Origin of the sequence: Pseudomonas caricapapayae, from assembly GCF_001400735.1 — a bacterium.
Lineage (GTDB): Bacteria > Pseudomonadota > Gammaproteobacteria > Pseudomonadales > Pseudomonadaceae > Aquipseudomonas > Aquipseudomonas caricapapayae.
The window spans coordinates 38868-63245 of the sequence record NZ_LJPW01000156.1 but is presented as its reverse complement, the minus strand read 5'-3'; the positions used below and the strand labels follow the sequence as shown (position 1 = coordinate 63245).

The following is a 24378-nucleotide window of genomic DNA, read 5'->3' as shown; positions in this document are numbered from 1 at the left end:
CCCGTTACAATCCCGCCCTTCGTTTTTTGTATTTTCGCGTTTTATAGGATCACCATGCCGGCTTCTTTCGTTCATCTACGCCTGCACACCGAATACTCCCTGGTTGACGGTCTGGTCCGGGTCAAACCGTTGATCAAGGCGCTGACCGGCATGAACATGCCTGCCGTGGCGGTAACCGACCAGAACAACATGTGTTCGCTGGTCAAGTTCTACAAGGCTGCCCAAGGCTCCGGTATCAAGCCGATTTGTGGTGTCGACCTGTGGCTGGCGGGCAGGGATGAGGACGCCGCGCTCAGTCGTATCAGCCTGTTGGCCATGAATGCTCAGGGCTACCGAAACCTGACCGAGCTGATTTCCCGTGGCTTCATCGAGGGCCAGCGCAACGGGCAGATCGTCATCCAGCGCCAATGGGTCGCACAGGCCAGTGAAGGCGTCATTGCGCTTTCCGCGGCCAAGGAAGGCGAAATCGGCATGGCACTGCTCGGTGGCAATCCCGGCGAGGCGGACGAGCTGCTGCGCGAATGGATGGCGGTATTTCCCGACCGTTTCTACCTCGAGGTGCAGCGCACCAATCGCAATAATGACGAAGAACACCTGCATGCCGCTGTTGCCCTGGCCGAGCGTCACGGTGCGCCGCTGGTAGCGACCAATGACGTGCGTTTCATCAAGCAGACCGATTTCGAAGCCCACGAGACCCGTGTGTGCATCGGCGAAGGCCGGGCACTGGACGATCCGCGTCGCTCGCACAACTACAGCGACCAGCAGTACCTGAAAAGCCCGGAAGAAATGGCCGAGCTGTTCAGCGACCTGCCCGAAGCCCTGGAAAACACCGTCGAAATTGCCAAGCGCTGTAACATCGACGTCAAGCTGGGCACTCACTTCCTGCCCAACTTCCCGATTCCCGATGGCATGACCATCGATGAGTATTTCCGCAAGGTCTCGTTCGATGGCCTCGAAGAGCGTCTCGCCGTCCTCTTGCCCAAAGACACGACGGAGGATTACGAAGCCAGGCGGCAGGTGTATGTCGACCGACTGAATTTCGAGCTGGATATCATCATCCAGATGGGCTTTCCCGGTTACTTCCTGATCGTTATGGATTTTATCCAGTGGGCCAAGAGCAACGGCGTGCCAGTAGGTCCGGGGCGAGGTTCGGGTGCCGGCTCGCTGGTCGCCTACGTGCAGAAGATCACCGACCTCGATCCGCTGGAGTACGACCTGCTGTTCGAACGTTTCCTGAACCCGGAGCGGGTCTCCATGCCCGACTTCGACGTCGACTTCTGTATGGACGGCCGTGATCGGGTGATCGAATACGTGGCCGAGAAATACGGTCGCAATGCGGTCAGCCAGATCATCACGTTCGGTTCCATGGCGGCCAAGGCGGTGGTGCGTGACGTGGCGCGGGTGCAGGGCAAGTCTTACGGGCTGGCTGATCGCCTATCGAAGATGATCCCGTTCGAAGTCGGCATGACCCTCGAAAAGGCCTATGAGCAGGAAGAAATTCTTCGCGACTTCCTCAAGGTTGATGAGGAAGCCGCAGAAATCTGGGAGATGGCGCTCAAGCTTGAAGGCATTGTGCGTAACGTGGGCAAGCACGCCGGTGGTGTGGTTATTGCTCCGACCAAGCTGACGGACTTTGCACCGATCTATTGCGACGAAGCCGGTGACGGTCTGGTGACCCAGTTCGACAAGGACGATGTCGAGGCGGCGGGGCTGGTGAAGTTCGACTTCCTCGGTCTGCGCACTCTGACCATCATCGACTGGGCGCTCAAGACCATCAACCGCGACCGTGCCAAGGTCAACGAAGCGCCGCTGGACATTGCGTTCATCCCGCTCGATGACATGCCGACCTATCAGTTGTTGCAGCGCGCCGAAACCACGGCGGTGTTCCAGCTCGAGTCGCGCGGCATGAAGGAGCTGATCAAAAAGCTCAAGCCCGACTGCCTGGAAGACTTGATCGCACTGGTGGCGCTGTTCCGTCCCGGCCCTCTGCAATCGGGCATGGTGGACGACTTCATCAACCGTAAGCACGGTCGTGCAGAACTGTCCTACCCGCACGTCGATTACCAGTATGAAGGCCTGAAGCCGGTACTGGCACCGACCTACGGGATCATTCTGTATCAGGAACAGGTGATGCAGATTGCCCAGGTCATGGCCGGTTACACCCTCGGCGGTGCGGACATGCTGCGTCGTGCGATGGGCAAGAAGAAGCCCGAGGAAATGGCCAAGCAGCGCGGCGGTTTCATTGAGGGTTGCAAGACCAACAATATCGAGCCTGACCTGGCGGGTAACATTTTCGACCTGGTGGAGAAATTTGCCGGGTACGGCTTCAACAAGTCCCACTCGGCGGCCTACGGCCTGGTGTCGTACCAGACTGCCTGGTTGAAGACCCACTACCCGGCGCCGTTCATGGCCGCCGTGTTGTCGGCGGACATGCACAACACCGACAAGGTCGTGACCTTGATCGAAGAAGTGCGCACGATGAAGCTGCGCCTCGATGCGCCGGACGTGAACACATCGGAGTTCAAGTTCACGGTAAGCGATGACGGCCGGATTCTTTATGGGCTGGGTGCCATCAAAGGGGTGGGCGAGGGCCCGGTCGAGGCGATTACCGATGCGCGTCAGAACGGGCCGTTCAAGGATCTGTTCGATTTCTGCGCCCGCGTCGATCTCAAGCGGGTCAACAAGCGTACGCTGGATGGCCTGATTCGTAGTGGCGCACTGGATCGTCTCGGACCTTATTTCGAGCTGGAGCCCAAGGCCTATCAGGCCAATATCGACCGTAACCGGTCGGTACTGCTTGCGGCACTGGAGGAGGCCATTCAGGCGGCAGAGCAAACCGCGCGCAGTCACGACAGTGGGCACGCCGATCTGTTTGGCGGCCTGTTCGTCGAAGCGGATGCCGATGTCTACGCCAATCATCGCAAGACCCGCGAGCTGAGTCTGAAGGATCGTCTGCGCGGTGAAAAGGAAACCCTTGGCCTCTATCTGACCGGTCACCCTATCGACGAGTACGAAGGCGAGATTCGTCGTTTCGCTCGTCAGCGGATCATCGACCTCAAGCCCGCCAGAGACACCCAGACGGTGGCCGGGCTGATAATCGCCTTGCGCGTGATGAAGAACAAGAAGGGCGACAAGATGGGGTTCATTACCCTGGACGACCGCTCTGCACGCATCGAAGCGTCTCTGTTTGCCGAAGCATTTCATTCGGCTCAGTCGCTGCTGCAGACCGATGCTATGGTAGTGGTCGAGGGCGAAGTCAGTAATGACGACTTCTCCGGAGGGCTGCGATTGCGCGCCAAGCGCGTCATGAGCATCGAGGACGCCCGTACCAACCTGGCCGAGAGCCTGCGCGTGACGGTGCGCGCCGAAGCGCTCAAGGGCGACCGGCTACGCTGGCTGGGTGATCTGTGCAAGCGCCATCGCGGTGCCTGCCCGATCACGGTGGACTACACGGGGCAGGATGCCCGTGCCTTGCTGCAATTGGGAGAAGCATGGCGGATTGATCCTGCAGACAGCTTGATTCAAGCTCTGCGTGACCAGTTCGGACGTGAGAACGTCTTTCTCCAGTATCGTTGAACGCCGCAGGCTCGACTTGCGCTCAACCCTGAATTTTAATTTCGACCTGACCGCGCCTGTTCCGAACAGGAAAGGCGCAGACGGATCAACCGGCCGGCCTCTTGGCCGTCGACCCAAGACGGATGCCTATGAACCCGAATTTTCTTGATTTCGAACAGCCTATCGCTGACTTGCAGGCCAAAATCGAAGAACTGCGCTTGGTGGGTAACGACAACTCGCTGAACATCGGCGACGAGATCTCCCGGCTGCAAGACAAGAGCAAGACGCTTACCGAAAGCATCTTTGGCAACCTGACCAGTTGGCAGATCGCGCGCATGGCACGCCATCCGCGTCGTCCCTACACGCTGGACTACATCGAAAACATCTTTACCGAGTTCGATGAGCTGCACGGTGATCGCCACTTCTCCGATGACGCGGCAATCGTCGGCGGCATTGCCCGTCTTGACGGCCAGCCAGTCATGGTTATCGGTCACCAGAAAGGTCGTGAAGTGCGCGAGAAGGTTCGCCGCAACTTCGGCATGCCGCGCCCGGAGGGTTATCGCAAGGCCTGCCGTCTGATGGAAATGGCCGAGCGCTTCAAGATGCCGATCCTGACCTTCATCGACACGCCAGGTGCCTATCCGGGTATCGACGCGGAAGAGCGCAACCAGAGCGAAGCGATTGCCTGGAACCTGCGCGTAATGGCTCGTCTCAAAACCCCGATCATCGCCACTGTTATTGGTGAGGGTGGCTCCGGCGGCGCACTGGCCATTGGCGTCTGCGACCAGTTGAACATGCTGCAATACTCGACGTACGCGGTGATTTCTCCAGAAGGCTGCGCGTCGATTCTGTGGAAAACCGCCGAGAAGGCACCTGATGCTGCCGAGGCTATGGGCATCACTGCCGATCGCCTGAAAGGCCTGGGCATCGTCGATAAGGTCATCGCTGAGCCGCTGGGCGGTGCGCATCGCGACCCGGTTGCCGCCGCCGCTCTGATCCGTGAAGAGCTGAGCAGCCAGTTGGCGATGCTCAAGGAACTCGATAACGAAGCGCTGCTGGCTCGTCGCTATGACCGTCTGATGAGCTACGGTCTTTAAGCTTCGCTGCCCCGATTGTTTCCACGTCCTGCGGGCTTCCGCCCGAAGGACCTGGGAGCGAACCTGTTCGCGAAAAGGCTGGTTTGATCACTGAAGCCGTCAGTGTGCGAACTCGCCAGGTCGGTGAAAAACAGCCGTGACCACCCCCTCACACACCGGTCATGACCTTTCTGCCAGGCTTCTTCAGGTCTTGGCCCCATGGCGCGATGCGCCTGCCTGGTATATCGGTTTCTCCGGCGGCCTCGACTCGACCGTGCTTTTGCATCTTCTGGCTGAACTCGCCAGCCGCGAAACCCTGCCTGCGCTCTACGCAGTCCATGTGCACCACGGTCTGCAGCCCGTTGCCGATGCCTGGCCAGAGCATTGTCAGCAGGTTTGCAAGACGCTTGGGGTGGCATTTGAGTCTGTTCGTGTTCAGGTCGAGCCCGGCCCGAGTGTCGAGCAGGCTGCCCGGCAGGCGCGCTACCTCGCGTTCAGCGAGCGGTTGGAGGATGGAGAGGTCCTGCTGACCGGGCAGCATCGCGATGATCAGGCCGAGACCCTGTTGTTCCGTTTGCTGCGAGGCGCAGGTGCGCGCGGTCTGGCTGCCATGCCCGAGCAGCGAATTCTGGGACGTGGGCATCTGGTGCGACCGTTGCTGACAATGTCTCGTACCGAGCTTGAAGGCTACGCGCATCAGCACGGCCTGAAGTGGGTTGAGGATCCCAGTAACAGTAATCAGCAGTTCTCGCGCAACTTTCTGCGCAGTGAGGTGCTGCCACTGTTGACCTCCAGATGGCCACAGGCGGCTGCCAGTCTGGCGCGGACGGCAGGTCATCTCGGTGAAGCACAGCAACTGCTGGACGAGCTTGCGGTGCAGGATCTGGTCAGTGCCCAGGTCTCCACGCCATTTGTCTGGTTGGACTTGCCGGTGCTGGGCCTGGGGCCGCTGACCGGACTGTCCGCAGCACGTCAGCGCAATGCTCTGCGCCACTGGCTTGCGCCCCTGACGCGGATGCCGGACACCGATCACTGGGCCGGCTGGGAAGCATTGCGCGATGCGACGCATGACGCCCGTCCACTGTGGCGGCTTGCCGATGGCGAACTGCACAGAGCGCAGGACTGCATCTGGTGGGTGCCCGCTGGCTGGGGGACGGTCTGTGATGACGTAACAGACTGGTTCGACCCTCAAGTGTCGCTGCACCTGCCGGGTAACGGTCGGGTGCTCATCGAAGGTCAGGCACCGTCGGGCTGCCTGCAAATCCGCTACCGGCAGGGCGGTGAAACGATGTACCTCAGCGGACGTGGCAATCGCGATCTCAAACGCCTGCTCAACGAACAGGCAGTGCCGGTGTTTCTGCGCGGCAGATTGCCGCTGCTGTACCTCGATAACGTTCTATTGGCCGTCGCCAACCTGCCTGGACTGGACGGTTCGCCCAATGAAAACTGGCGTTTGCGCTGGGTTGCGCCGACCGGCGACCAAAGTTTGAGCTGAAAGGCCCTTTCAGGTAGACTACGCTCCCTTCTTGATACAACTTCTGTTGGTTCTTTTGAAACAACGCAAGTTGCCGGTTACCAACCAGTATTTACTGGGTAATTCTTAAAAATGTAGCGCACACCACACTGGCTTCGGCCGGTCGGTTTCAACGCAGCAGTTTCGGGAGTGCACCGTGAATTTTGTCGGTAATCGGGGGCTTCGGCCTTCCTTCGCTATCCCCGGCGGCTCTGACCGCTTTAACGCAGACTTCTAGGGTTTTTCATGACGCGCTACATCTTCGTCACGGGCGGTGTTGTTTCTTCATTGGGGAAAGGCATTGCCTCGGCTTCATTGGCGGCCATCCTGGAGGCGCGGGGACTCAAGGTCACCATGCTCAAACTGGATCCCTACATCAACGTGGACCCAGGCACCATGAGCCCGTTCCAGCACGGTGAAGTGTTCGTCACTCACGACGGCGCCGAGACCGACCTGGACCTTGGTCACTACGAGCGGTTCATCCGCACCACCATGACCCAGAACAACAACTTCACCACCGGCCGTGTGTACGAACACGTCCTGCGCAAAGAGCGCCGTGGTGATTATCTGGGGGCGACCATTCAGGTCATCCCGCACATTACCGACGAAATCAAGCGCCGCATCATCAAGGGTGCAGGCGATGCCGACGTGGCGCTGGTCGAGATCGGCGGTACGGTGGGTGACATCGAGTCGCAACCCTTCCTTGAAGCCATCCGCCAGTTGCGTTTCGAAGTCGGCGCACGCCGCGCGATGCTGATGCACCTGACGCTGGTGCCGTACATCGCCACCGCTGGCGAGACCAAGACCAAGCCGACTCAGCATTCGGTAAAGGAACTGCGCTCCATCGGCCTGCAGCCTGATGTGCTGGTCTGCCGTTCCGACCATCCGATCGACGTCTCCTCGCGCCGCAAGATCGCTCAGTTCACCAACGTCGAAGAGCGTGCGGTTATCGCCCTGGAAGACGCAGACACCATCTACAAGATCCCGGGCATTCTGCACTCGCAGGGTCTGGACGATTTCGTGGTCGAGCGTTTCGGTCTCCAGTGTGGCGGTGCCGACCTGTCCGAATGGGACAAGGTCGTCGACGCCAAGCTCAACCCGGAGCACGAAGTGACCATCGCGATGGTCGGCAAGTACATGGAACTGCTCGACGCCTACAAGTCGTTGATCGAAGCCATGAGCCACGCCGGTATCACCAATCGCACCAAGGTCAACCTGCGTTACATCGACTCTGAAGATATCGAAAACCAGGGCACCGGCCTGCTTGAAGGCGTGGATGCGATCCTGGTTCCGGGCGGCTTCGGTCTGCGTGGCGTCGAAGGCAAGATCACTGCCGTTCAGTTCGCTCGCGAGAACAAGGTTCCCTACCTGGGCATCTGCCTGGGCATGCAGGTCGCCGTCATCGAGTTCGCTCGTAACGTGCTGGGCTGGAAAGACGCCAACTCCACCGAATTCGACCGTACCAGCGCACACGCCGTAGTGGGTCTGATCACCGAGTGGGAAGATGCCACTGGCGCAGTCGAAACCCGTACCGAAAGCTCCGATCTGGGCGGCACCATGCGTCTGGGCGCGCAGGAGTGCCAGCTTGAAGCCGGCTCGCTGGTGCACGATTGCTACAGCAAGGATGTGATTGTCGAGCGCCATCGTCATCGTTACGAGGTGAACAACAACCTGTTGCCGCAACTGATCGAGGCTGGCCTGAAGATTTCCGGTCGCTCCGGTGACGGTGCGTTGGTTGAAGTGGTCGAAGCGCCGGATCATCCATGGTTCGTGGCCTGCCAGTTCCACCCCGAGTTCACTTCTACGCCCCGTGACGGTCACCCGCTGTTCAGCGGTTTCGTCAAGGCGGCACTGGCACAACATCAGAAAAACTCCTGACAGGGACTTCAGACATGGCTCAGAAAACCATCCGTGTAGGTTCGATCGAGATCGCCAACGACAAGCCAATGGTGCTGTTCGGCGGCATGAACGTGCTTGAATCCCGGGATATGGCCATGCAGGTCTGCGAAGAATACGTGAGGGTTACCGAAAAGCTCGGTATCCCTTATGTGTTCAAGGCCAGCTTCGACAAAGCCAACCGCTCTTCGGTAAATTCCTACCGTGGTCCAGGCCTTGAAGAGGGCATGCGTATTTTCGAAGAGATCAAACGCACCTTCAATGTGCCGCTGATCACGGATGTCCACGAGCCTCATCAGGCTGCCGTGGTCGCCGAAGTCTGCGACATCATCCAGTTGCCGGCCTTTCTGTCGCGTCAGACCGACCTGGTCGTTGCGATGGCGAAGACCGGCGCAGTCATCAACATCAAGAAAGCCCAGTTCCTCGCACCTCAGGAGATGAAACACATCCTGACCAAGTGCGAAGAGGCGGGTAATGATCAGTTGATCCTCTGCGAGCGCGGTTCCAGCTTCGGTTACAACAACCTGGTCGTGGACATGCTCGGCTTCGGCATCATGAAGCAGTTCGAGTACCCGATATTGTTCGACGTGACCCACGCCCTGCAAATGCCGGGCGGTCGTTCCGATTCTGCCGGTGGTCGTCGTGCCCAGGTTCTTGATCTGGCCAAAGCCGGTATCAGCCAGAATCTGGCCGGTCTGTTCCTTGAGGCGCATCCGGACCCCGACAACGCCAAATGCGACGGCCCGTGTGCCTTGCGTCTGGACAAGCTGGAGCCGTTCCTGGCTCAGCTCAAGTCACTGGATGAACTTGTCAAAAGTTTTCCGATCGTAGAGACCGCTTGAACAGGGTTCTCCGGTAAAGTGCCGTTCCCCGTCATTCGTGACGGGGTTGTCGCATTCGGACCTGCCTTTTTCTGCGTCTGACTGCGAGCATTGTTTTCCCAGCTGCGTCGTTTTCGTCAATCTTGGAGTGTTTACAACAATGGCAAAAATCGTCGACATCAAAGGTCGTGAAGTTCTCGACTCCCGTGGCAATCCCACCGTGGAAGCAGATGTGCTCCTCGATAACGGCATCATCGGCAGCGCCTGCGCGCCGTCCGGTGCTTCAACCGGCTCGCGCGAAGCGCTGGAGCTGCGTGATGGCGACAAGAGCCGTTACATGGGCAAGGGCGTTCTGAAGGCTGTAGCCAACATCAATGGCCCCATCCGTGATCTGCTTCTGGGCAAGGACCCGGTTGACCAGAAGGCGCTGGATCACGCGATGATCGAGCTGGACGGTACCGAGAACAAGGCAAGTCTGGGCGCAAACGCAATCCTCGCGGTCTCCCTGGCAGCTGCCAAGGCGGCGGCACAGGATCAGGACCTGCCGCTGTACGCGCATATCGCCAACCTCAATGGCACACCGGGCGTGTATTCCATGCCGGTTCCGATGATGAACATCATCAACGGTGGCGAGCATGCCGACAACAACATCGACATCCAGGAATTCATGATCCAGCCTGTCGGCGCCAAGACCTTCGCTGAAGGCCTGCGCTGGGGCACCGAAATTTTCCATCACCTCAAGGCCGTGCTCAAGGCGCGTGGCCTGAACACCGCTGTCGGCGACGAAGGCGGTTTCGCGCCTAACCTGGCGTCCAACAAAGAAGCACTTGACGCTATTGCCGAAGCCGTCGCCAATGCGGGTTACACGCTGGGCACCGACGTGACCCTGGCGCTGGACTGCGCGGCGAGCGAGTTCTACAAGAATGGCAAGTACAAACTCAGCGAAGAGGGCGAGTACAGCTCCGCCGAGTTTGCCGAATACCTTGCCGAGCTGACGCGCAAGCACCCGATCATTTCCATTGAAGACGGTCTGGACGAGTCCGATTGGGATGGCTGGAAAGTTCTCACCGACAAGATCGGCGAGAAAGTCCAGCTGGTCGGTGACGACCTGTTCGTGACCAACACCAAGATCCTGAAAGAAGGCATCGACAAGAAGATCGCCAACTCGATTCTGATCAAGTTCAATCAAATCGGCTCCCTGACCGAAACGCTGGAAGCCATTCAGATGGCCAAAGCTGCCGGTTACACTGCGATCATCTCTCACCGTTCCGGCGAAACCGAGGACTCGACCATTGCCGACCTGGCTGTGGGCACGTCTGCCGGTCAGATCAAAACCGGTTCGCTGTGCCGCTCCGATCGCGTTTCCAAGTACAACCAACTGCTGCGCATCGAAGAGCAATTGGGTTCCAAGGCTGTGTATCGTGGGCGTGCCGAGTTTCGCGGCTAAGCCATAGATGGTAAAAAGACGCAGAGCGCTGCATGGCGTCGAGTTCGCTGACTCGCCTGTGCAGCTCCGATGCTGACGCTCCGCGGTAATCTGGAGTGATTGAGCCTGGCTTATGTCAGGCTCAATGCCCTCAGTCATTTGTTGTTTACGTTGGCTCTGCTGTCTTTTTTACTGGGTGCCCGATATTTCAATGCGCAGTCCTAACTGGTTGTTCCTCGTCCTGCTTCTGTTGCTGGCTGGCTTGCAGTACCGCCTATGGGTCGGTAACGGAAGCCTTGCGCAAGTGGCCAGCCTGACTCAGCAGATTGCCGACCAGCATGCTGAAAATCAGGTGTTGCTGGAGCGCAACCGCGTGCTTGATGCCGAGGTCATGGAATTGAAAAAAGGTCTTGAAACCGTCGAAGAGCGTGCCCGACACGAACTGGGTATGGTCAAGGACGGCGAAACCCTTTACCAGCTCGCGCAATAATCAAGTTGGTGCAATGAAAGACATTCTTCCTGCCTTCTGGGCAGTGATACCTGCGGCGGGCATCGGTGCTCGCATGGCAGCCGACCGTCCCAAGCAGTACCTGCAACTGGGCGGCCTGACAATTCTCGAACACAGCCTGCTTTGCTTTCTCGATCATCCGCGGCTCAAGGGCCTGGTGATCAGTCTGGCTGTGGATGACCCGTACTGGGCGGCGTTGCCCTGTGCGCACGATACCCGCATTCAGCGCGTGGACGGTGGCAGCGAGCGCTCAGGCTCGGTGCTTAACGCGCTTCTGCATTTGCATGCACAGGGTGCCAGTGACAATGACTGGGTGCTGGTTCATGACGCTGCGCGTCCGAATCTGGCGCGTAGCGATCTGGATAATCTGCTTGGCGAGCTGGCTGACGACCCTGTCGGTGGCCTGCTGGCCGTACCCGCTCGGGATACTCTCAAGCGGGCCGACAGCAATGGTCGGGTGCTTGAGACGGTAGACCGTAGCCTGATCTGGCAAGCATTCACGCCGCAGATGTTTCGTCTTGGTGCGTTGCATCGCGCGCTGGCTGACAGCCTGGTATCCAATGTCAGCATCACCGATGAGGCATCAGCCATCGAGTGGGCAGGGCAGTCGCCACGCTTGATCGAGGGGCGTTCCGATAACATCAAGGTCACTCGCCCCGAGGACCTGGAGTGGTTGCGCCAGCGCCGCACCGAGTTTGGCCGCTAGGCTACTGACGGTACTCATCGCGCATCGCCAGCCCTTCTTTCAGATAGTCCACCAGCTTGCGCACCTTGGGTGACAGGTGCCTTTGCTGCGGATAGAGCGCCCAGACGGCCGTATTGGGCGGTTGATGCGCCTCCAGCAACGAAACCAGCGTTCCGTCGTTGAGGTGTTTCTGCACGTAATAGTCCGGCAACTGACACAGGCCAACGCCGTGCAGCGCGGCGTCGAGCACTGCCTGGCCGCTGTTGCAACGCCAGTTACCTTGCACACGCTGTGAAAACTCACGCCCGTTCTGCTGCAGTTGCCAGGTATCGCTGCCCCCGACCAGGCAGTTATGGCGGTTCAATTCCGACAGGCTGTGCGGTCGTCCGTAGCGCTCGATATAGGAGGGCGCGGCGCACAGGTACATTTGCCGAGGTGCGAGGCGGGTTGCGACCAGGCGCGAGTCTTGCAACCGGCCCAGGCGAATGGCCAGATCCATGCCTTCATGAACCAGATCGAGCGTGTCATTGCTGAGTTCGATGTCTACCCGCAGGTGCGGGTAGACATCCATGAAACGCGTGACCAACGGTGTGATGAAGCGCTCGCCATAAGCCACAGCGCAGGTCATGCGTAACAGCCCTTTCGGCTCGCTGGCCAGATCGCCCACGGCGCGCAAGGCCTCTTCCCGGCCGTCCTGCAGGCGCTGGCAGTGATGCAAAAATGTCTGGCCGGCCTCGGTCAGCGTGACCTTGCGCGTACTGCGATACAGCAAACGGGTTTGCAGGCGTTCCTCAAGGCGCACGATCTGCCGGCTGACATGAGATGAAGACACGCCAAGCCGCTGCGCCGCCGCAGTGAACTGACCACATTCAGCGACTGCAACGAATTCGTCCAGACCTTCCCAGCGATTGGTGTACATCGATTATCCCTGTACAGCATTAATGTTTTGCTTTTAGCCGTATTACTCGCCAATTGGCACTGTACTACACTGCAAACCTTGTTTTTACCCGTCGGAGAAGATTGATGATCAAGTCGCGCGCTGCTGTCGCTTTTGAAGCCAAAAAGCCATTGGAGATCGTTGAAGTCGATGTCGCCATGCCCAAGGCCGGAGAAGTGCTGCTCAGAGTAGTGGCCTCCGGCGTCTGCCATACCGATGCCTACACACTTTCCGGTGCTGACCCCGAAGGTATTTTCCCGTCGATCCTCGGCCACGAAGGCGGCGCGATTGTCGAAGCAGTGGGCGAAGGCGTGACTTCGGTGGTCGTCGGTGATCACGTCATTCCGCTTTACACTCCGGAATGCCGCCAGTGCAAGTTCTGCCGCTCGGGCAAGACCAACCTGTGCCAGTCGATTCGTGCAACCCAGGGCAAGGGGCTTATGCCCGATGGGACAACGCGCTTTTCCTACAAGGGCGAGCCGATTTTCCACTACATGGGTACGTCGACGTTTTCTGAATACACCGTGCTGCCTGAAATCTCGGTGGCCAAGATCGACAAGCAGGCACCGCTGGAAAAAGTCTGCCTGCTGGGCTGCGGCGTAACTACCGGTATCGGCGCAGTGCTCAATACTGCCAAGGTCAAGCCGGGCGATACTGTGGCGATCTTCGGTCTGGGCGGCATTGGTCTGTCTGCCGTGATCGGCGCGGTCAAAGCAAAGGCGGCCCGAATCATCGCCATCGACATCAACCCGGCCAAGTTCGAGATCGCCAGACAGCTGGGCGCGACCGATTGCGTCAACCCGAAGGATTTCGACCGCCCGATTCAGGAAGTCATCGTCGACATGACCGATGGCGGCGTGGACTTCTCGTTTGAGTGCATCGGCAATGTGCAACTGATGCGTGCAGCGCTTGAATCCTGCCACAAGGGCTGGGGCGAGTCGGTCATCATCGGCGTGGCCGGAGCCGGTCAGGAGATTTCCACCCGTCCTTTCCAGCTGGTGACCGGACGCGTCTGGCGCGGTTCCGCATTCGGCGGCGTGCGTGGCCGCACCGAACTGCCCAGCTACGTCGACATGGCGCAGACCGGCGAAATCCCGCTGGATACGTTCATTACCCACACCATGGGCCTGGAAGACATCAACAAAGCGTTCGACCTGATGCACGAAGGCAAAAGCATCCGCACCGTCATTCATTTTTGAATAGCAGCTGCAGGCTCCTGGCTTCAAGCGGCAAGAACAGCTGCCACCCGCTTGAAGCTCGAAGCGTGTAGCTTGAGGAAACGACATGCCTTTGGAAAATATTTCCTGCCAGAAAAGCTTCGGCGGCTGGCACAAGCGTTACAAGCATCATTCTCAGGTGCTGGGTTGCGACATGGTGTTTGCCGTCTACCTGCCGCCCCAGGCAGAGCAGGGCGGCAAGCTGCCGGTGCTGTACTGGTTGTCGGGTCTGACCTGCACCGACGAAAACTTCATGCAGAAAGCCGCGGCGCAACGACTTGCCGCCGAGCTGGGTATCATCGTCGTGGCACCTGACACCAGTCCGCGCGGTGCCGATGTGGCTGATGACCCAGACGGTGCCTGGGACTTCGGTCAAGGGGCGGGCTTCTACCTCAATGCCACCGAACAGCCGTATGCACGGCATTACCAAATGCATGATTACGTGGTCAAGGAGTTGCCAGCCTTGATCGAAGGCCACTTCCCGGCGTCCCAGGCGCGCAGTATCAGTGGGCATTCGATGGGCGGTCACGGTGCGCTGGTCTGCGCATTGCGCAACCCCGGTCGCTACAGGTCGGTGTCGGCGTTCTCGCCCATCAGCAACCCAATCGACTGCCCGTGGGGGCAAAAGGCGTTTTCCCGTTACCTGGGCGAAGATCGCTCACGTTGGCGCGAATGGGATGCCAGTGTGCTGATTGCGCAGGCTGCTGAAAAACTGCCGACATTGGTTGATCAAGGGGATCGTGACGATTTTCTGGTCAACCAGCTCAAGCCCGAAGCACTGGTTCAGGCCGCCAAGGCGGCGGACTATCCGCTGACTCTGCGGATGCAGCCAGGTTACGACCATAGCTATTTCTTCATCGCCAGCTTCATCGAAGACCATCTCAGGCATCACGCTGAAGCCTTGAACAGCTAACGCGCGCCAAAGCAGGTAGAATCACGCCCTGACTTTTTTCAGGGCGTTTTTTTATGCGTATTGGCCATGGCTATGATGTGCACCGTTTCGCCGAAGGCGACTTCATTACCTTGGGCGGCGTGCGGATTGCACACGGGTTCGGGCTGCTGGCCCATTCCGATGGCGATGTCCTGCTGCATGCCCTGAGCGATGCGCTTCTGGGAGCTGCGGCGCTGGGCGATATCGGCAAGCAATTTCCCGATACAGACCCGCAATTCAAAGGTGCCGACAGCCGCGTGCTGCTGCGTCATGTCCTCAAGCAGATCCACGGCAAAGGCTGGAAGGTCGGTAATGTCGACGCCACCATTGTCGCTCAGGCACCGAAAATGGCACCGCACATCGATGCGATGCGTGCCTTGATTGCGGAGGATCTGCAGGTTGAACCTGACCAGGTGAACGTTAAAGCGACGACAACGGAAAAACTCGGTTTTACCGGCCGTGAAGAAGGCATCGCGGTGCATGCCGTTGCGTTGTTGTTGCGCGCATGAATGAGCTTGAACTGCTTGGGCCTCGGGCCTGCGGCGACGCATTGGGCCGTGCAGTCCTCAAGGCGACTGCCGAAGATTTTCAGGTCGACGAGGTGCTGGACATTCCGCTTTCAGGCGATGGCGAGCACTTGTGGCTGTGGGTCGAAAAGCGCGGCCTGAATACCGAGGAAGCTGCACGCCGGCTGGCCCGAGCGGCAGGCGTTCAGTTGCGTACGGTCAGCTATGCCGGTCTCAAGGACCGTCAGGCGTTGACCCGCCAGTGGTTCAGCATCCAGCTGCCAGGCAAGGCCGACCCCGATCTGTCGGCTGCCCAGGACGACACCCTGCAGATTCTCAAGAGCAGCCGACACAAGCGTAAGCTGCAACGCGGTGCCCACGCAGCCAATGGCTTCACACTGCGGCTGACCCAACTGGATGCCGACAGGGACGCGTTGAACGAGCGCCTCGAAACCATCGCCCGACAGGGCATCCCCAATTACTTCGGTACCCAGCGTTTCGGCTATCAGGGTGGAAACCTCGGCGAAGCACGTGATTACGCAGCCCGTAAAGCGCTGCCCGAGCAGCGCGCAGTGCGCTCGCGGCTCTTGTCCACGGCGCGCAGCTACCTGTTCAATCGAGTGCTGGCCGCTCGTGTTGCCGATGGCAGCTGGCACAAGGCTCAAGTCGGAGATTTGCTGGCTTTCACTGACAGCCGCAGTTTTTTTCCAGCGGGTATCGACGAGTGCAGCGATCCTCGTCTGGCGATTCTTGATCTGCACCCTACCGGGCCACAATGGGGCGAAGGCCTTTCGCCAGCTGGAGGCGCGACGGCAGCGCTGGAAAATGCCATCGCCAATGATGAGGCTGCATTGCGTGACTGGCTGGTCAGAGCGGGCATGGAGCACGAACGTCGCATCCTGCGACTGCCCATTGGGCGGCTGACGTGGCATTATCCCGAGTCTGACATTCTGCAACTGGAATTCGTCCTTCCGCCCGGATGCTTCGCCACTGTTTTGGTTCGCGAACTCGTTGATCTGGTGCCGGTTGGGCAGACGGACAGCTCATGCGTATTCTGATATCAAATGATGACGGGGTGAACGCGCCCGGTCTTGTCGCGCTGCATGCAGCGCTGGCGGACTATGCCGAGTGCGTGGTAATCGCCCCTGATCAGGACAAAAGCGGTGCCAGCAGTTCCCTGACACTTGACCGGCCCTTGCACCCGCATACACTGGCCAACGGCTTCATCAGTCTCAATGGTACGCCGACCGACTGCGTACATCTGGGGATTCATGGGCTATTGGAGCGTGCACCGGATATGGTGGTTTCAGGTATCAACCTGGGTGCCAATCTTGGGGACGACGTACTGTATTCCGGAACGGTCGCTGCAGCCCTTGAAGGGCGCTTTTTGCAGCGTCCGTCGTTTGCCTTTTCGTTTTTGTCACGTCAGCCGGATAATCTGGCGACGGCGGCGCATTACGCGCGCTTGCTGGTCGAGGCTCATGAGCAACTCGATCTGCCACCCCGCACGGTACTGAACGTGAATATTCCGAATCTGCCGCTTGAGCATATCCGCGGCATTCAACTGACCCGATTGGGGCACCGTGCCCGTGCTGCCGCACCGGTCAAAGTCGTCGATCCGCGTGGTCGTGCCGGCTACTGGATCGCCGCTGCCGGGGATGTCGAAGACGGCGGTGCCGGCACCGATTTCCATGCGGTCGTACAAGGCTATGTATCGATTACGCCGTTGCAGCTGGATCGAACGTATCAGAATGGATTCAGCAGTCTGAATACCTGGCTGGAGGGACTTCGTTGATGTCGCGCGAGCAGGATGATCTATTGCGTCGCGGGATCGGGATGACCTCGCAACGCACCCGCGAACGTCTGATTCAGCGCCTTTGCGAAGAGGGCATTTCCAATCAACGGGTACTGGACGTCATCCGCAAGACGCCTCGGCACCTGTTTGTCGATGAAGCACTGGCGCATCGCGCCTATGAAGACACAGCCTTGCCCATCGGCCACAACCAGACGATTTCCCAGCCTTATATGGTTGCGCGGATGAGCGAGCTGCTGCTGGCAGCGGGGCCGCTGGACAAGGTCATGGAGATCGGCACGGGTTCCGGCTATCAGACTGCGGTGCTGGCGCAGCTGGTGGAGCGCGTGTTTTCGGTGGAACGCATCAAAGTGCTTCAGGATCGCGCCAAAGAGCGCCTGGTCGAGCTCAATTTGCGCAATGTGGTTTTCCGCTGGGGTGACGGCTGGGAGGGCTGGCCGGCTCTTGCGCCCTATAACGGCATCATCGTCACGGCTGTGGCAACCGACGTGCCGCAGGCGCTGCTTGATCAACTGGCGCCGGGGGGCCGGCTGGTGATACCGGTAGGCTCGGGTGAGGTTCAGCAATTGATGCTGATTATCCGCGAAGAAAACGGTTTTTCCCGTCATGTATTGGGGGCTGTGCGCTTCGTGCCGCTGCTCAATGGACCGATCGCTTGAAGATTGTCTGCAGTAAACAGTGAATTCTGGCGTCAGTCATCGGTCTACAGCGCGCGGCCCGGAATGTTGAATGGCCTGATGGCATCATTTCATTTAGCTGATTGATACATAACAACGTTTTTTCAGCGGTTAATCACTGGCTGCCCGTCGCTATTACGGCACAATAGGCATCTTTTTTGAATTCAGTCACCAGTAAAGGGAGTGGCGGGTGAGTCTCACAGTCATTCAGCAGCTCAGGTCTTCAAGAAGTTATCAGCGTCTGGTGATTGGCATTGCTCTCAGTGTCCTTTTGGTCGGCTGCTCCAGCACGCCTTCAGGCGGCGTTCGTGTCGTCGATCGCAACGGCAACGCGGTGGCCCAGCGTCCGACGGTGACTACCGGACAATACGTGGTCAGGCGCGGTGACACGCTTTTTTCTATTGCGTTTCGTTACGGCTGGGACTGGAAAGCGCTCGCAGCCCGCAATCAGATTCCCGAGCCGTTTACCATCAAGCCAGGTCAGACAATTCGCTTTGACGGGCGCTCCTCTTCAACGCAGGACGTAGCGTCGACCTCGGGTACAGGACGCCCGGTGACGTCTACATCAACCAGTACCAGCAGTTCAGGGTCCGTCAAGACAACGGTTATTTCCAAGCCCGTTGCGGTTGTGCCTGTAGTGATACCTCCCTCTGCAACCACCGCAACAGGCCCGGCCGGCAAGTCTCCGACGGGTTGGACCTGGCCTTCCAGTGGCATTCTGATAGGAAAATTTTCCTCAAACGGTAGTTTGAATAAAGGAATTGATATCGCTGGTGATTTGGGACAGCCTGTTTTGGCAGCGTCTGATGGTTCAGTTGTTTACGCCGGAAGTGGATTACGGGGCTACGGCGAATTGATCATCATCAAACACAGCGATACCTACGTCAGTGCCTACGGTCATAACCGCAGGCTTTTGGTACGGGAAGGGCAGCAGGTCAAGGCAGGGCAGACGATTGCCGAAATGGGGTCAACAGGAACTGACCGGGTGAAACTGCATTTTGAGATTCGCCGCCAAGGGAAACCTGTAGATCCATTGGGATTTTTGCCACGTCGTTGATAGTTGCCAGCCTGTTCCTGGCGTAATAGGAACAGGCTCAAGTGTTGCCATGAAACCAGGCGACGCTGGAGCTTGAGGTCGAACTCACCAAAGGACTAAAACAATGGCTCTTGGCAACGAAGCGCCGGAGTTTGACATCGATGATGAAGTGCTCCTTATGGAAGCCGGCATTGTCCTGAAGGAAGCGTCAAACGAGAAGCAGCAACCCGCTGCCTCGGGACGCACCAAGGCCAAGCATTCAACATCGCTCAAACAACACAAGTACATTGATTACACGCGGGCGCTTGATGCTACCCAGCTGTATCTCAATGAAATCGGTTTTTCTCCTCTACTGTCCCCGGAAGAAGAAGTTCACTTTGCGCGTCTGTCGCAACGTGGAGATCCGGCCGGGCGCAAACGCATGATTGAAAGCAATCTGCGTCTGGTCGTAAAAATCGCCAGGCGCTACGTCAATCGTGGGCTTTCATTGCTTGATCTGATCGAGGAGGGCAACCTGGGGTTGATTCGGGCGGTCGAGAAATTCGACCCGGAACGCGGCTTTCGTTTTTCTACCTACGCCACCTGGTGGATTCGTCAGACCATCGAGCGCGCGATCATGAATCAGACCCGGACTATCCGGCTACCGATTCATGTCGTCAAGGAACTGAACGTCTATCTGCGCGCGGCCCGAGAGCTGACTCAGAAGCTGGACCACGAACCCTCTCCTGAAGAGATCGCCAACCTTCTGGAAAAACCGGTAGGTGAGGTCAAACGCATGCTCGGCCTGAACGAGCGTGTTTCTTCGGTAGATGTTTCGCTGGGGCCTGATTCGGACAAGACCCTGCTGGATACGCTGACTGACGACCGGCCGACAGACCCCTGCGAACTGCTGCAGGACGATGACCTTTCTCAGAGCATCGATCAATGGTTGTCTGAACTGACCGAGAAGCAGCGTGAGGTTGTCATCCGCCGCTTCGGCCTGCGCGGGCATGAAAGCAGCACGCTTGAGGATGTGGGGCTCGAGATCGGTCTGACACGTGAGCGTGTAAGGCAGATCCAGGTAGAAGGACTCAAGCGCCTGCGTGAGATCCTTGAAAAGAATGGTCTGTCCAGCGAGTCTCTCTTCCAGTAATCCCCCTCTTGGCGTCAATCCAGGGCCGATATAAGCACCGTGTGCATATATCGGCCTTTTTATATGGCTTTCGTCATCTCAATACCGGTGTCCGGTGCGCGCGCTCAGGCTTTCGGCTTTCAAAGCCTGTAAGTCATTGCGCACACTTGCTGTAAGTCATTCAGGCAAGATACGTGAGGCTTGTCGCCAGACCAGGCTTTTCTGGTCGGTAAGAACCTGTTTTAGAAGGGATTATGTTTTTATCGATCAACACGATGGAAATATCCTGGAGCGTTTCAGGTGTTGCTCTGCAGGGCTAAATCTCTAATATCGAAGCTGTGCCAACGGACAGGCACAGGCCATCAAGGATGACGGTCAAGGACATCGCGGGATGCGATTCATCAGGATGATGACAAGGGAATACAGGGATCAGGGATAAAATGTGGGCGGGTCATACCGCCCCTTTTTTTTGCCTGCGAAAAAACCGCGTTCAACAAAAAAGGCCCCGTTGAGGGCCTTTTTGTCTGTATGGAATCTAGCGTTCCAGATCAGCGATCTTGCCGGGTTTGCCATCCCACTCTGCCGCATCCGGCATCGCGTCTTTCTTTTCGGTGATATTGGGCCAGACCTCGGCAAGCTCGGCGTTGAGCTCGATGAAGTTTTCCATGCCGGCAGGGATCTCGTCTTCCGAGTAAATGGCCACGGCAGGGCATTCAGGCTCGCAGAGTGCGCAGTCGATGCACTCGTCCGGGTGGATCACCAGGAAATTCGGGCCTTCGTAAAAGCAGTCCACCGGACAGACTTCTACGCAGTCGGTGTACTTGCACTTGATGCAGTTGTCGGTGACGACGAAGGTCATTTCTAATTTTCTCCTCAGGCGGCTGCTGCGGCAGAGCCCTTCCAGACAGGGTTGCCAGGTTCGGGAGGTTTCCCGGCCCTATGAAAATACGTGCTTTTGGTGGGCAGCCTTGAAGCAGTGGAACTGCGTCGCCTGCTACCTGCCTTAGGTTCGCTGCATTTTCACGCGGCTCGAAAAACGCCCCGGCCAGGCTAAAAGCCGAGAGCGTCCCAAACCGCGCGGGATTCTAACAGCATGTAACGCTTCGCGTCACAGGCGAGTTTGCAATGTGTATAGCAAATCCAGTGCCTGTCGCGGTGTCAGATCATCGACTTTGACCTTCGACAGTTCGTCGAGCACCGGGTGAGGCAGGCTTGCGAACATATCGCTCTGCTGCGGCACCGCAGGTTTGCCGGGTTTGGCCTTCGGCTGCTCGTGCGGCAGGCTGGTGGTTTCCAGACGCTGCAAGTGCTCCTTGGCGCGAGTGATTACTTTCCCCGGAACGCCCGCAAGCTGTGCCACAGCCAGGCCGTAGCTCTGGCTCGCCGGCCCTGGCAGTACGCGGTGCAGGAACACGATTCGCTCGTTATGTTCAGTGGCATTCAGGTGCACATTGGTCACCAAGGGTTCGCTTTCCGGCAAAACCGTCAGTTCGAAATAGTGCGTTGCGAACAGTGTGTAAGCCCGCAATTGTGCGAGGCATTCAGCTGCAGCCCAAGCCAGCGAAAGGCCGTCGAAGGTACTGGTACCGCGTCCGACCTCGTCCATCAACACCAGGCTTCTATCGGTGGCGTTGTGCAGGATGTTTGCGGTTTCGCTCATTTCAACCATGAATGTCGAGCGGCCGCCCGCCAGATCGTCGCTGGAGCCGATACGGGTGAAGATCCGGTCGACCAGCGACAGTTCACAACTGGCGGCAGGCACGAAGCTGCCGATGTGAGCCAATAGCACGATCAGCGCCGTCTGACGCATATAGGTCGATTTACCGCCCATGTTCGGGCCGGTGATGACCAGCATGCGCGTACTGTCGTCCAGCGCCAGGTCGTTGGCAACGAACGGTGTGCTCAGCACTTGCTCGACGACCGGATGCCGGCCTTGCTCGATGCGCATGCAGGGTTCGGCGACAAACCGAGGGCAATTGAGGTCCAGATTCAGCGCGCGCTCTGCGAGGTTGCTCAGCACGTCCAGCTCAGCCAGCGCCGCTGCCGTATCCTGAAGTGGCGCAAGATGTCCGATCAGGTCCTCAAGCAGCGCTTCGTAGAGCATCTTCTCGCGTGCCAGAGCGCGGCTTTTCGCCGAAAGCGCCTTGTCTTCGAACTCCTTGAGCTCGGGTGTGATAAAGCGCTCGGCTCCCTTGAGAGTCTGGCGACGTATGTAATCGGCCGGTGCCTGCTCAGCCTGCTTGCTTGGCAGCTCGATGAAGTAGCCATGCACGCGGTTGTAGCCGACTTTAAGGTTGGCGAGGCCGGTGCGGGCCTTTTCGCGAGCTTCCAGATCGATCAGGAACTGACCGGCGTTTTCACTCAGCGATTGCAGATCATCCAGCTCAGCGTCGTAGCCGGTCTTGAGAACGCCACCGTCGCGAATCACGGCGGGCGGATTGTCGATGATCGCGCGCTGCAGCAGATCGGCCAGTTCCGGATAGGTACTGGCAGTCAGCGCAAGCTGTTGCAGGTGCGGTGCGTCCAGGTCGGTCATCGCCTGTTGCAGTTCAGGCAATGCACTCAGGGCATCGCGCAGACGAGCGAGGTCCCGTGGACGGGCATTGCGCAGGCCGATACGCGCCAGAATCCGCTCGATGTCACCGATTTCCTTGAGCTGCGGTTGCAGGTTTTCGAAGCGATAGCGCTCCAGGAAGCAGGTAATGGACGTCTGGCGTGCCTGAAGAATCGTCAGATCGCGCAGCGGTCGGTTCAGCCAGCGAGTCAGCAGACGCGTCCCCATTGCGGTCTGGCAGCGGTCCATGACGGATTGCAGGGTATTGTCGCGGCCACCGGAAAGATTGGTGTCCAGCTCCAGATTGCGCCGACTGGCAGCATCGAGGATTACAGTATCGTCGAGACGCTCGTGACGCAGGCTGCGCAAGTGAGGCAGGGCGGTACGCTGGGTTTCCTTTGCGTAACTGAGCAGGCAGCCTGCGGCACCGATGGCCAGGGTCAGGCTTTCGCAGCCGAAACCTTTCAGATCCTGGGTCGAAAACTGCTGACACAGACTTTTATGGGCCGAATCCCGCTCGAAATCCCACGGTGCACGACGTCGCGCACCACGGCGCTTTTCAGCAGGCAGACCTTGCGGCCAGTCGTCTGGAATCAACAGCTCGACCGGGTTGATGCGTTCGAGCTCGGCCAGCAGATTCTCCCAGCCCTTGATCTCCAGCACACTGAAGTTGCCGCTGGTGATATCCAGTACGGCGAGGCCGAACAGGCGCTCATCACCCAGCACGGCAGCGATCAGATTGTCTCTGCGCTCATCCAGCAAGGCCTCATCGCTGATGGTCCCTGGCGTGATAATCCGCACCACCTGACGATCCACCGGCCCCTTGCTCGTGGCCGGGTCGCCGATCTGCTCGCAGATCACGACCGATTCGCCCAGTTTCACCAGCTTGGCCAGATAGCCCTCGGCGGCGTGGTAAGGAATACCGCACATGGGAATGCTCTGACCTGCCGACTGGCCGCGTGCGGTCAGGGTGATGTCCAGCAGCTTGGCGGCTTTCTTCGCGTCTTCGTAGAAGATCTCGTAGAAATCGCCCATGCGATAGAACATCAATTGATCCAGGTGCTGGTTTTTGAGCTTCCAGTACTGCTGCATCATGGGCGTATGTGAGGAGAGGTCGGAAATTGCTTTGTTCATCAGTGGCTTAGGCAAGTTCTTGAGATGGGTGAGGCAACCTTGGGGCATGACGGGTGATCCGTCCCTGAACCAAGGGGCGTCTGCCGGTATGTGCGATGGCCGCAAGGTTATCATGCTCGACCAGGCGGTGCAGTTGCAGCGTGGCACTGCTTATTGGTGACCGGGCGTTTCCCGGCCGCCATGAACGTCGATTTGCCGTATAGACTTTCATCGCTGCCACCCGATCATCGGGCGGCATTGTATAAAAAAGGACTTTTATATGAAAAACAAACGGGCAAGAGACTCTGTCAACGGGCGCTTCATCCCTTTGGAAGAAGCCAGAAAAAGGCCGAGAGAAACGACGGTAGAAACGGTCAAAAAGCCTGGTCGCAGGAAAAATGACTGAACAAATCGGCACGTGCAAAGCCGCTGAGCGGTGTATGCACTGCCTCTGCAATGACTTTTACAGGCTTCCAGCATGAACGAAGACACCGTGGACGAGATAACCGGGCTTGCCGATACGCTTGGCAGGCTCCTCGACGCTATCAATGCTCAAGTGACCACCGCCGAATCCTGCACGGGAGGCGCGATAGCCGAAGCAATTACACGCATCGCCGGCAGCTCGGCATGGTTTGAAGCGGGTTATGTGACTTATTCGAATGCCCAGAAGACCCGACAATTAGGCGTGCCCGAAGCCTTGTTCGCGCAGGTCGGGGCGGTCAGTCAGCCGGTCGTCGAGGCCATGGTGCGGGGCGCGCAGCGTGAAAGTGGTGCGCGTTTTGCCGTCGCGGTCAGCGGTGTCGCAGGCCCCGGCGGCGGTTCGCCGGACAAGCCGGTCGGTACTGTATGGCTGTGCTGGGGCAAGGATGATGCACTGGTTGCGCGGCGTCACCAGTTTGATGGCGACCGGGATCAGGTCCGTCGAAAGGCAGTCGAAGCCGCTCTGCAAGGGCTCATACAGCTTGCTCGTGGAGAAATGCCAAAACAGGGGTAGGCGCGCGCT

Annotated in this window: 20 protein-coding genes; 17 read left to right on the top strand and 3 right to left on the bottom strand. The window is 58.6% G+C overall.

The annotated features are described in order from the left end of the window. The first annotated feature begins 54 nt into the window (after positions 1-54). From dnaE to ispD, 8 genes are all read left to right on the top strand, one after another. Positions 55-3576: a DNA polymerase III subunit alpha gene (dnaE, locus tag ALO80_RS23235; RefSeq protein WP_055010685.1), complete on the top strand. Its 3522-nt coding sequence runs from the start codon at positions 55-57 to the stop codon at positions 3574-3576. A gap of 128 nt (positions 3577-3704) precedes the next feature. After that, positions 3705-4652: an acetyl-CoA carboxylase carboxyl transferase subunit alpha gene (gene accA, locus ALO80_RS23230; protein ID WP_054986426.1), complete on the top strand. Its 948-nt coding sequence runs from the start codon at positions 3705-3707 to the stop codon at positions 4650-4652. A gap of 136 nt (positions 4653-4788) precedes the next feature. Next, on the top strand, positions 4789-6126 hold the full coding sequence (tilS, locus tag ALO80_RS23225; protein WP_055010684.1) for a tRNA lysidine(34) synthetase TilS: 1338 nt from the start codon (positions 4789-4791) through the stop codon (positions 6124-6126). A gap of 264 nt (positions 6127-6390) precedes the next feature. Next, positions 6391-8022 (top strand): CTP synthase, encoded by a 1632-nt coding sequence (locus ALO80_RS23220; RefSeq protein ID WP_032616036.1) that lies wholly within the window; start codon positions 6391-6393, stop codon positions 8020-8022. Positions 8023-8036: 14 nt separating this feature from the next. Beyond that, complete coding sequence (gene kdsA / locus ALO80_RS23215) at positions 8037-8882, top strand: 3-deoxy-8-phosphooctulonate synthase (RefSeq protein ID WP_055010683.1); 846 nt, start codon at positions 8037-8039, stop codon at positions 8880-8882. 139 nt (positions 8883-9021) lie between these two features. Beyond that, positions 9022-10308, top strand: coding sequence for a phosphopyruvate hydratase (gene eno, locus ALO80_RS23210; RefSeq protein WP_055010682.1), 1287 nt, complete (start codon positions 9022-9024; stop codon positions 10306-10308). Between the two features lie 190 nt (positions 10309-10498). Beyond that, entirely contained in the window at positions 10499-10777 is a 279-nt protein-coding gene (gene ftsB, locus ALO80_RS23205) for a cell division protein FtsB (RefSeq protein WP_003314315.1), read from the top strand. 13 nt (positions 10778-10790) lie between these two features. Further along, the gene (gene ispD / locus ALO80_RS23200) at positions 10791-11501 is read left to right on the top strand and encodes a 2-C-methyl-D-erythritol 4-phosphate cytidylyltransferase (RefSeq protein ID WP_055010681.1); all 711 of its coding nucleotides are present in this window, start codon (positions 10791-10793) and stop codon (positions 11499-11501) included. Position 11502: 1 nt separating this feature from the next. Here the strand turns inward: ispD and ALO80_RS23195 are convergent, their stop codons facing one another. Next, the gene (locus ALO80_RS23195) at positions 11503-12399 is read right to left on the bottom strand and encodes a LysR family transcriptional regulator (RefSeq protein WP_054986421.1); all 897 of its coding nucleotides are present in this window, start codon (positions 12397-12399) and stop codon (positions 11503-11505) included. A gap of 104 nt (positions 12400-12503) precedes the next feature. Here ALO80_RS23195 and ALO80_RS23190 point away from each other — a divergent pair, with 104 nt between their 5' ends. The 8 genes from ALO80_RS23190 to rpoS all read left to right on the top strand — a co-directional run bounded on the left by ALO80_RS23190 (position 12504) and on the right by rpoS (position 19729). Then, on the top strand, positions 12504-13616 hold the full coding sequence (locus ALO80_RS23190) for an S-(hydroxymethyl)glutathione dehydrogenase/class III alcohol dehydrogenase (protein ID WP_054986420.1): 1113 nt from the start codon (positions 12504-12506) through the stop codon (positions 13614-13616). Positions 13617-13701: 85 nt separating this feature from the next. Further along, complete coding sequence (gene fghA / locus ALO80_RS23185; protein ID WP_055010680.1) at positions 13702-14547, top strand: S-formylglutathione hydrolase; 846 nt, start codon at positions 13702-13704, stop codon at positions 14545-14547. 53 nt (positions 14548-14600) lie between these two features. Next, positions 14601-15074, top strand: a complete 474-nt coding sequence (gene ispF / locus ALO80_RS23180) for a 2-C-methyl-D-erythritol 2,4-cyclodiphosphate synthase (RefSeq protein WP_055010679.1) — start codon at positions 14601-14603, stop codon at positions 15072-15074. After that, positions 15071-16129 (top strand): tRNA pseudouridine(13) synthase TruD, encoded by a 1059-nt coding sequence (truD, locus tag ALO80_RS23175; RefSeq protein WP_054986417.1) that lies wholly within the window; start codon positions 15071-15073, stop codon positions 16127-16129. Before ispF ends, truD begins: the two co-directional genes overlap by 4 nt. After that, a complete protein-coding gene (gene surE, locus ALO80_RS23170) occupies positions 16117-16866 on the top strand; it encodes a 5'/3'-nucleotidase SurE (protein WP_054986416.1) in 750 nt (249 codons plus the stop codon). The genes truD and surE overlap by 13 nt, the downstream gene beginning before the upstream one ends. Before the next feature lie 41 nt (positions 16867-16907). Beyond that, the gene (locus tag ALO80_RS23165) at positions 16908-17543 is read left to right on the top strand and encodes a protein-L-isoaspartate(D-aspartate) O-methyltransferase (protein WP_002554702.1); all 636 of its coding nucleotides are present in this window, start codon (positions 16908-16910) and stop codon (positions 17541-17543) included. 208 nt (positions 17544-17751) lie between these two features. Then, positions 17752-18618: a peptidoglycan DD-metalloendopeptidase family protein gene (locus ALO80_RS30035; RefSeq protein ID WP_083493384.1), complete on the top strand. Its 867-nt coding sequence runs from the start codon at positions 17752-17754 to the stop codon at positions 18616-18618. Between the two features lie 103 nt (positions 18619-18721). Then, positions 18722-19729: an RNA polymerase sigma factor RpoS gene (rpoS, locus tag ALO80_RS23155; protein WP_054986414.1), complete on the top strand. Its 1008-nt coding sequence runs from the start codon at positions 18722-18724 to the stop codon at positions 19727-19729. A 514-nt stretch (positions 19730-20243) separates the two neighbouring features. Here the strand turns inward: rpoS and fdxA are convergent. Next, on the bottom strand, positions 20244-20567 hold the full coding sequence (gene fdxA / locus ALO80_RS23150) for a ferredoxin FdxA (protein WP_004657930.1): 324 nt from the start codon (positions 20565-20567) through the stop codon (positions 20244-20246). 249 nt (positions 20568-20816) lie between these two features. Continuing rightward, complete coding sequence (gene mutS, locus ALO80_RS23145) at positions 20817-23384, bottom strand: DNA mismatch repair protein MutS (RefSeq protein ID WP_162838982.1); 2568 nt, start codon at positions 23382-23384, stop codon at positions 20817-20819. A 484-nt stretch (positions 23385-23868) separates the two neighbouring features. Here mutS and ALO80_RS23140 point away from each other — a divergent pair, with 484 nt between their 5' ends. Further along, positions 23869-24369 carry a CinA family protein gene (locus ALO80_RS23140; RefSeq protein ID WP_083493388.1) on the top strand — a complete coding sequence of 167 codons (501 nt, stop codon included), beginning with the start codon at positions 23869-23871 and terminating at the stop codon, positions 24367-24369. Positions 24370-24378: the final 9 nt, after the last annotated feature.

What these genes read in the sequence shown, in the direction of transcription:
- dnaE (WP_055010685.1), top strand. Translation starts at nt 55, where the DNA reads ATGCCGGCTTCTTTCGTTCATCTACGCCTGCACACCGAATACTCCCTG.
- accA (WP_054986426.1), top strand. Translation starts at nt 3,705, where the DNA reads ATGAACCCGAATTTTCTTGATTTCGAACAGCCTATCGCTGACTTGCAG.
- ALO80_RS23220 (WP_032616036.1), top strand. Translation starts at nt 6,391, where the DNA reads ATGACGCGCTACATCTTCGTCACGGGCGGTGTTGTTTCTTCATTGGGG.
- kdsA (WP_055010683.1), top strand. Translation starts at nt 8,037, where the DNA reads ATGGCTCAGAAAACCATCCGTGTAGGTTCGATCGAGATCGCCAACGAC.
- eno (WP_055010682.1), top strand. Translation starts at nt 9,022, where the DNA reads ATGGCAAAAATCGTCGACATCAAAGGTCGTGAAGTTCTCGACTCCCGT.
- ftsB (WP_003314315.1), top strand. Translation starts at nt 10,499, where the DNA reads ATGCGCAGTCCTAACTGGTTGTTCCTCGTCCTGCTTCTGTTGCTGGCT.
- ispD (WP_055010681.1), top strand. Translation starts at nt 10,791, where the DNA reads ATGAAAGACATTCTTCCTGCCTTCTGGGCAGTGATACCTGCGGCGGGC.
- ALO80_RS23195 (WP_054986421.1), bottom strand. Translation starts at nt 12,399, where the DNA reads ATGTACACCAATCGCTGGGAAGGTCTGGACGAATTCGTTGCAGTCGCT.
- ALO80_RS23190 (WP_054986420.1), top strand. Translation starts at nt 12,504, where the DNA reads ATGATCAAGTCGCGCGCTGCTGTCGCTTTTGAAGCCAAAAAGCCATTG.
- fghA (WP_055010680.1), top strand. Translation starts at nt 13,702, where the DNA reads ATGCCTTTGGAAAATATTTCCTGCCAGAAAAGCTTCGGCGGCTGGCAC.
- ispF (WP_055010679.1), top strand. Translation starts at nt 14,601, where the DNA reads ATGCGTATTGGCCATGGCTATGATGTGCACCGTTTCGCCGAAGGCGAC.
- truD (WP_054986417.1), top strand. Translation starts at nt 15,071, where the DNA reads ATGAATGAGCTTGAACTGCTTGGGCCTCGGGCCTGCGGCGACGCATTG.
- surE (WP_054986416.1), top strand. Translation starts at nt 16,117, where the DNA reads ATGCGTATTCTGATATCAAATGATGACGGGGTGAACGCGCCCGGTCTT.
- ALO80_RS23165 (WP_002554702.1), top strand. Translation starts at nt 16,908, where the DNA reads ATGACCTCGCAACGCACCCGCGAACGTCTGATTCAGCGCCTTTGCGAA.
- rpoS (WP_054986414.1), top strand. Translation starts at nt 18,722, where the DNA reads ATGGCTCTTGGCAACGAAGCGCCGGAGTTTGACATCGATGATGAAGTG.
- fdxA (WP_004657930.1), bottom strand. Translation starts at nt 20,567, where the DNA reads ATGACCTTCGTCGTCACCGACAACTGCATCAAGTGCAAGTACACCGAC.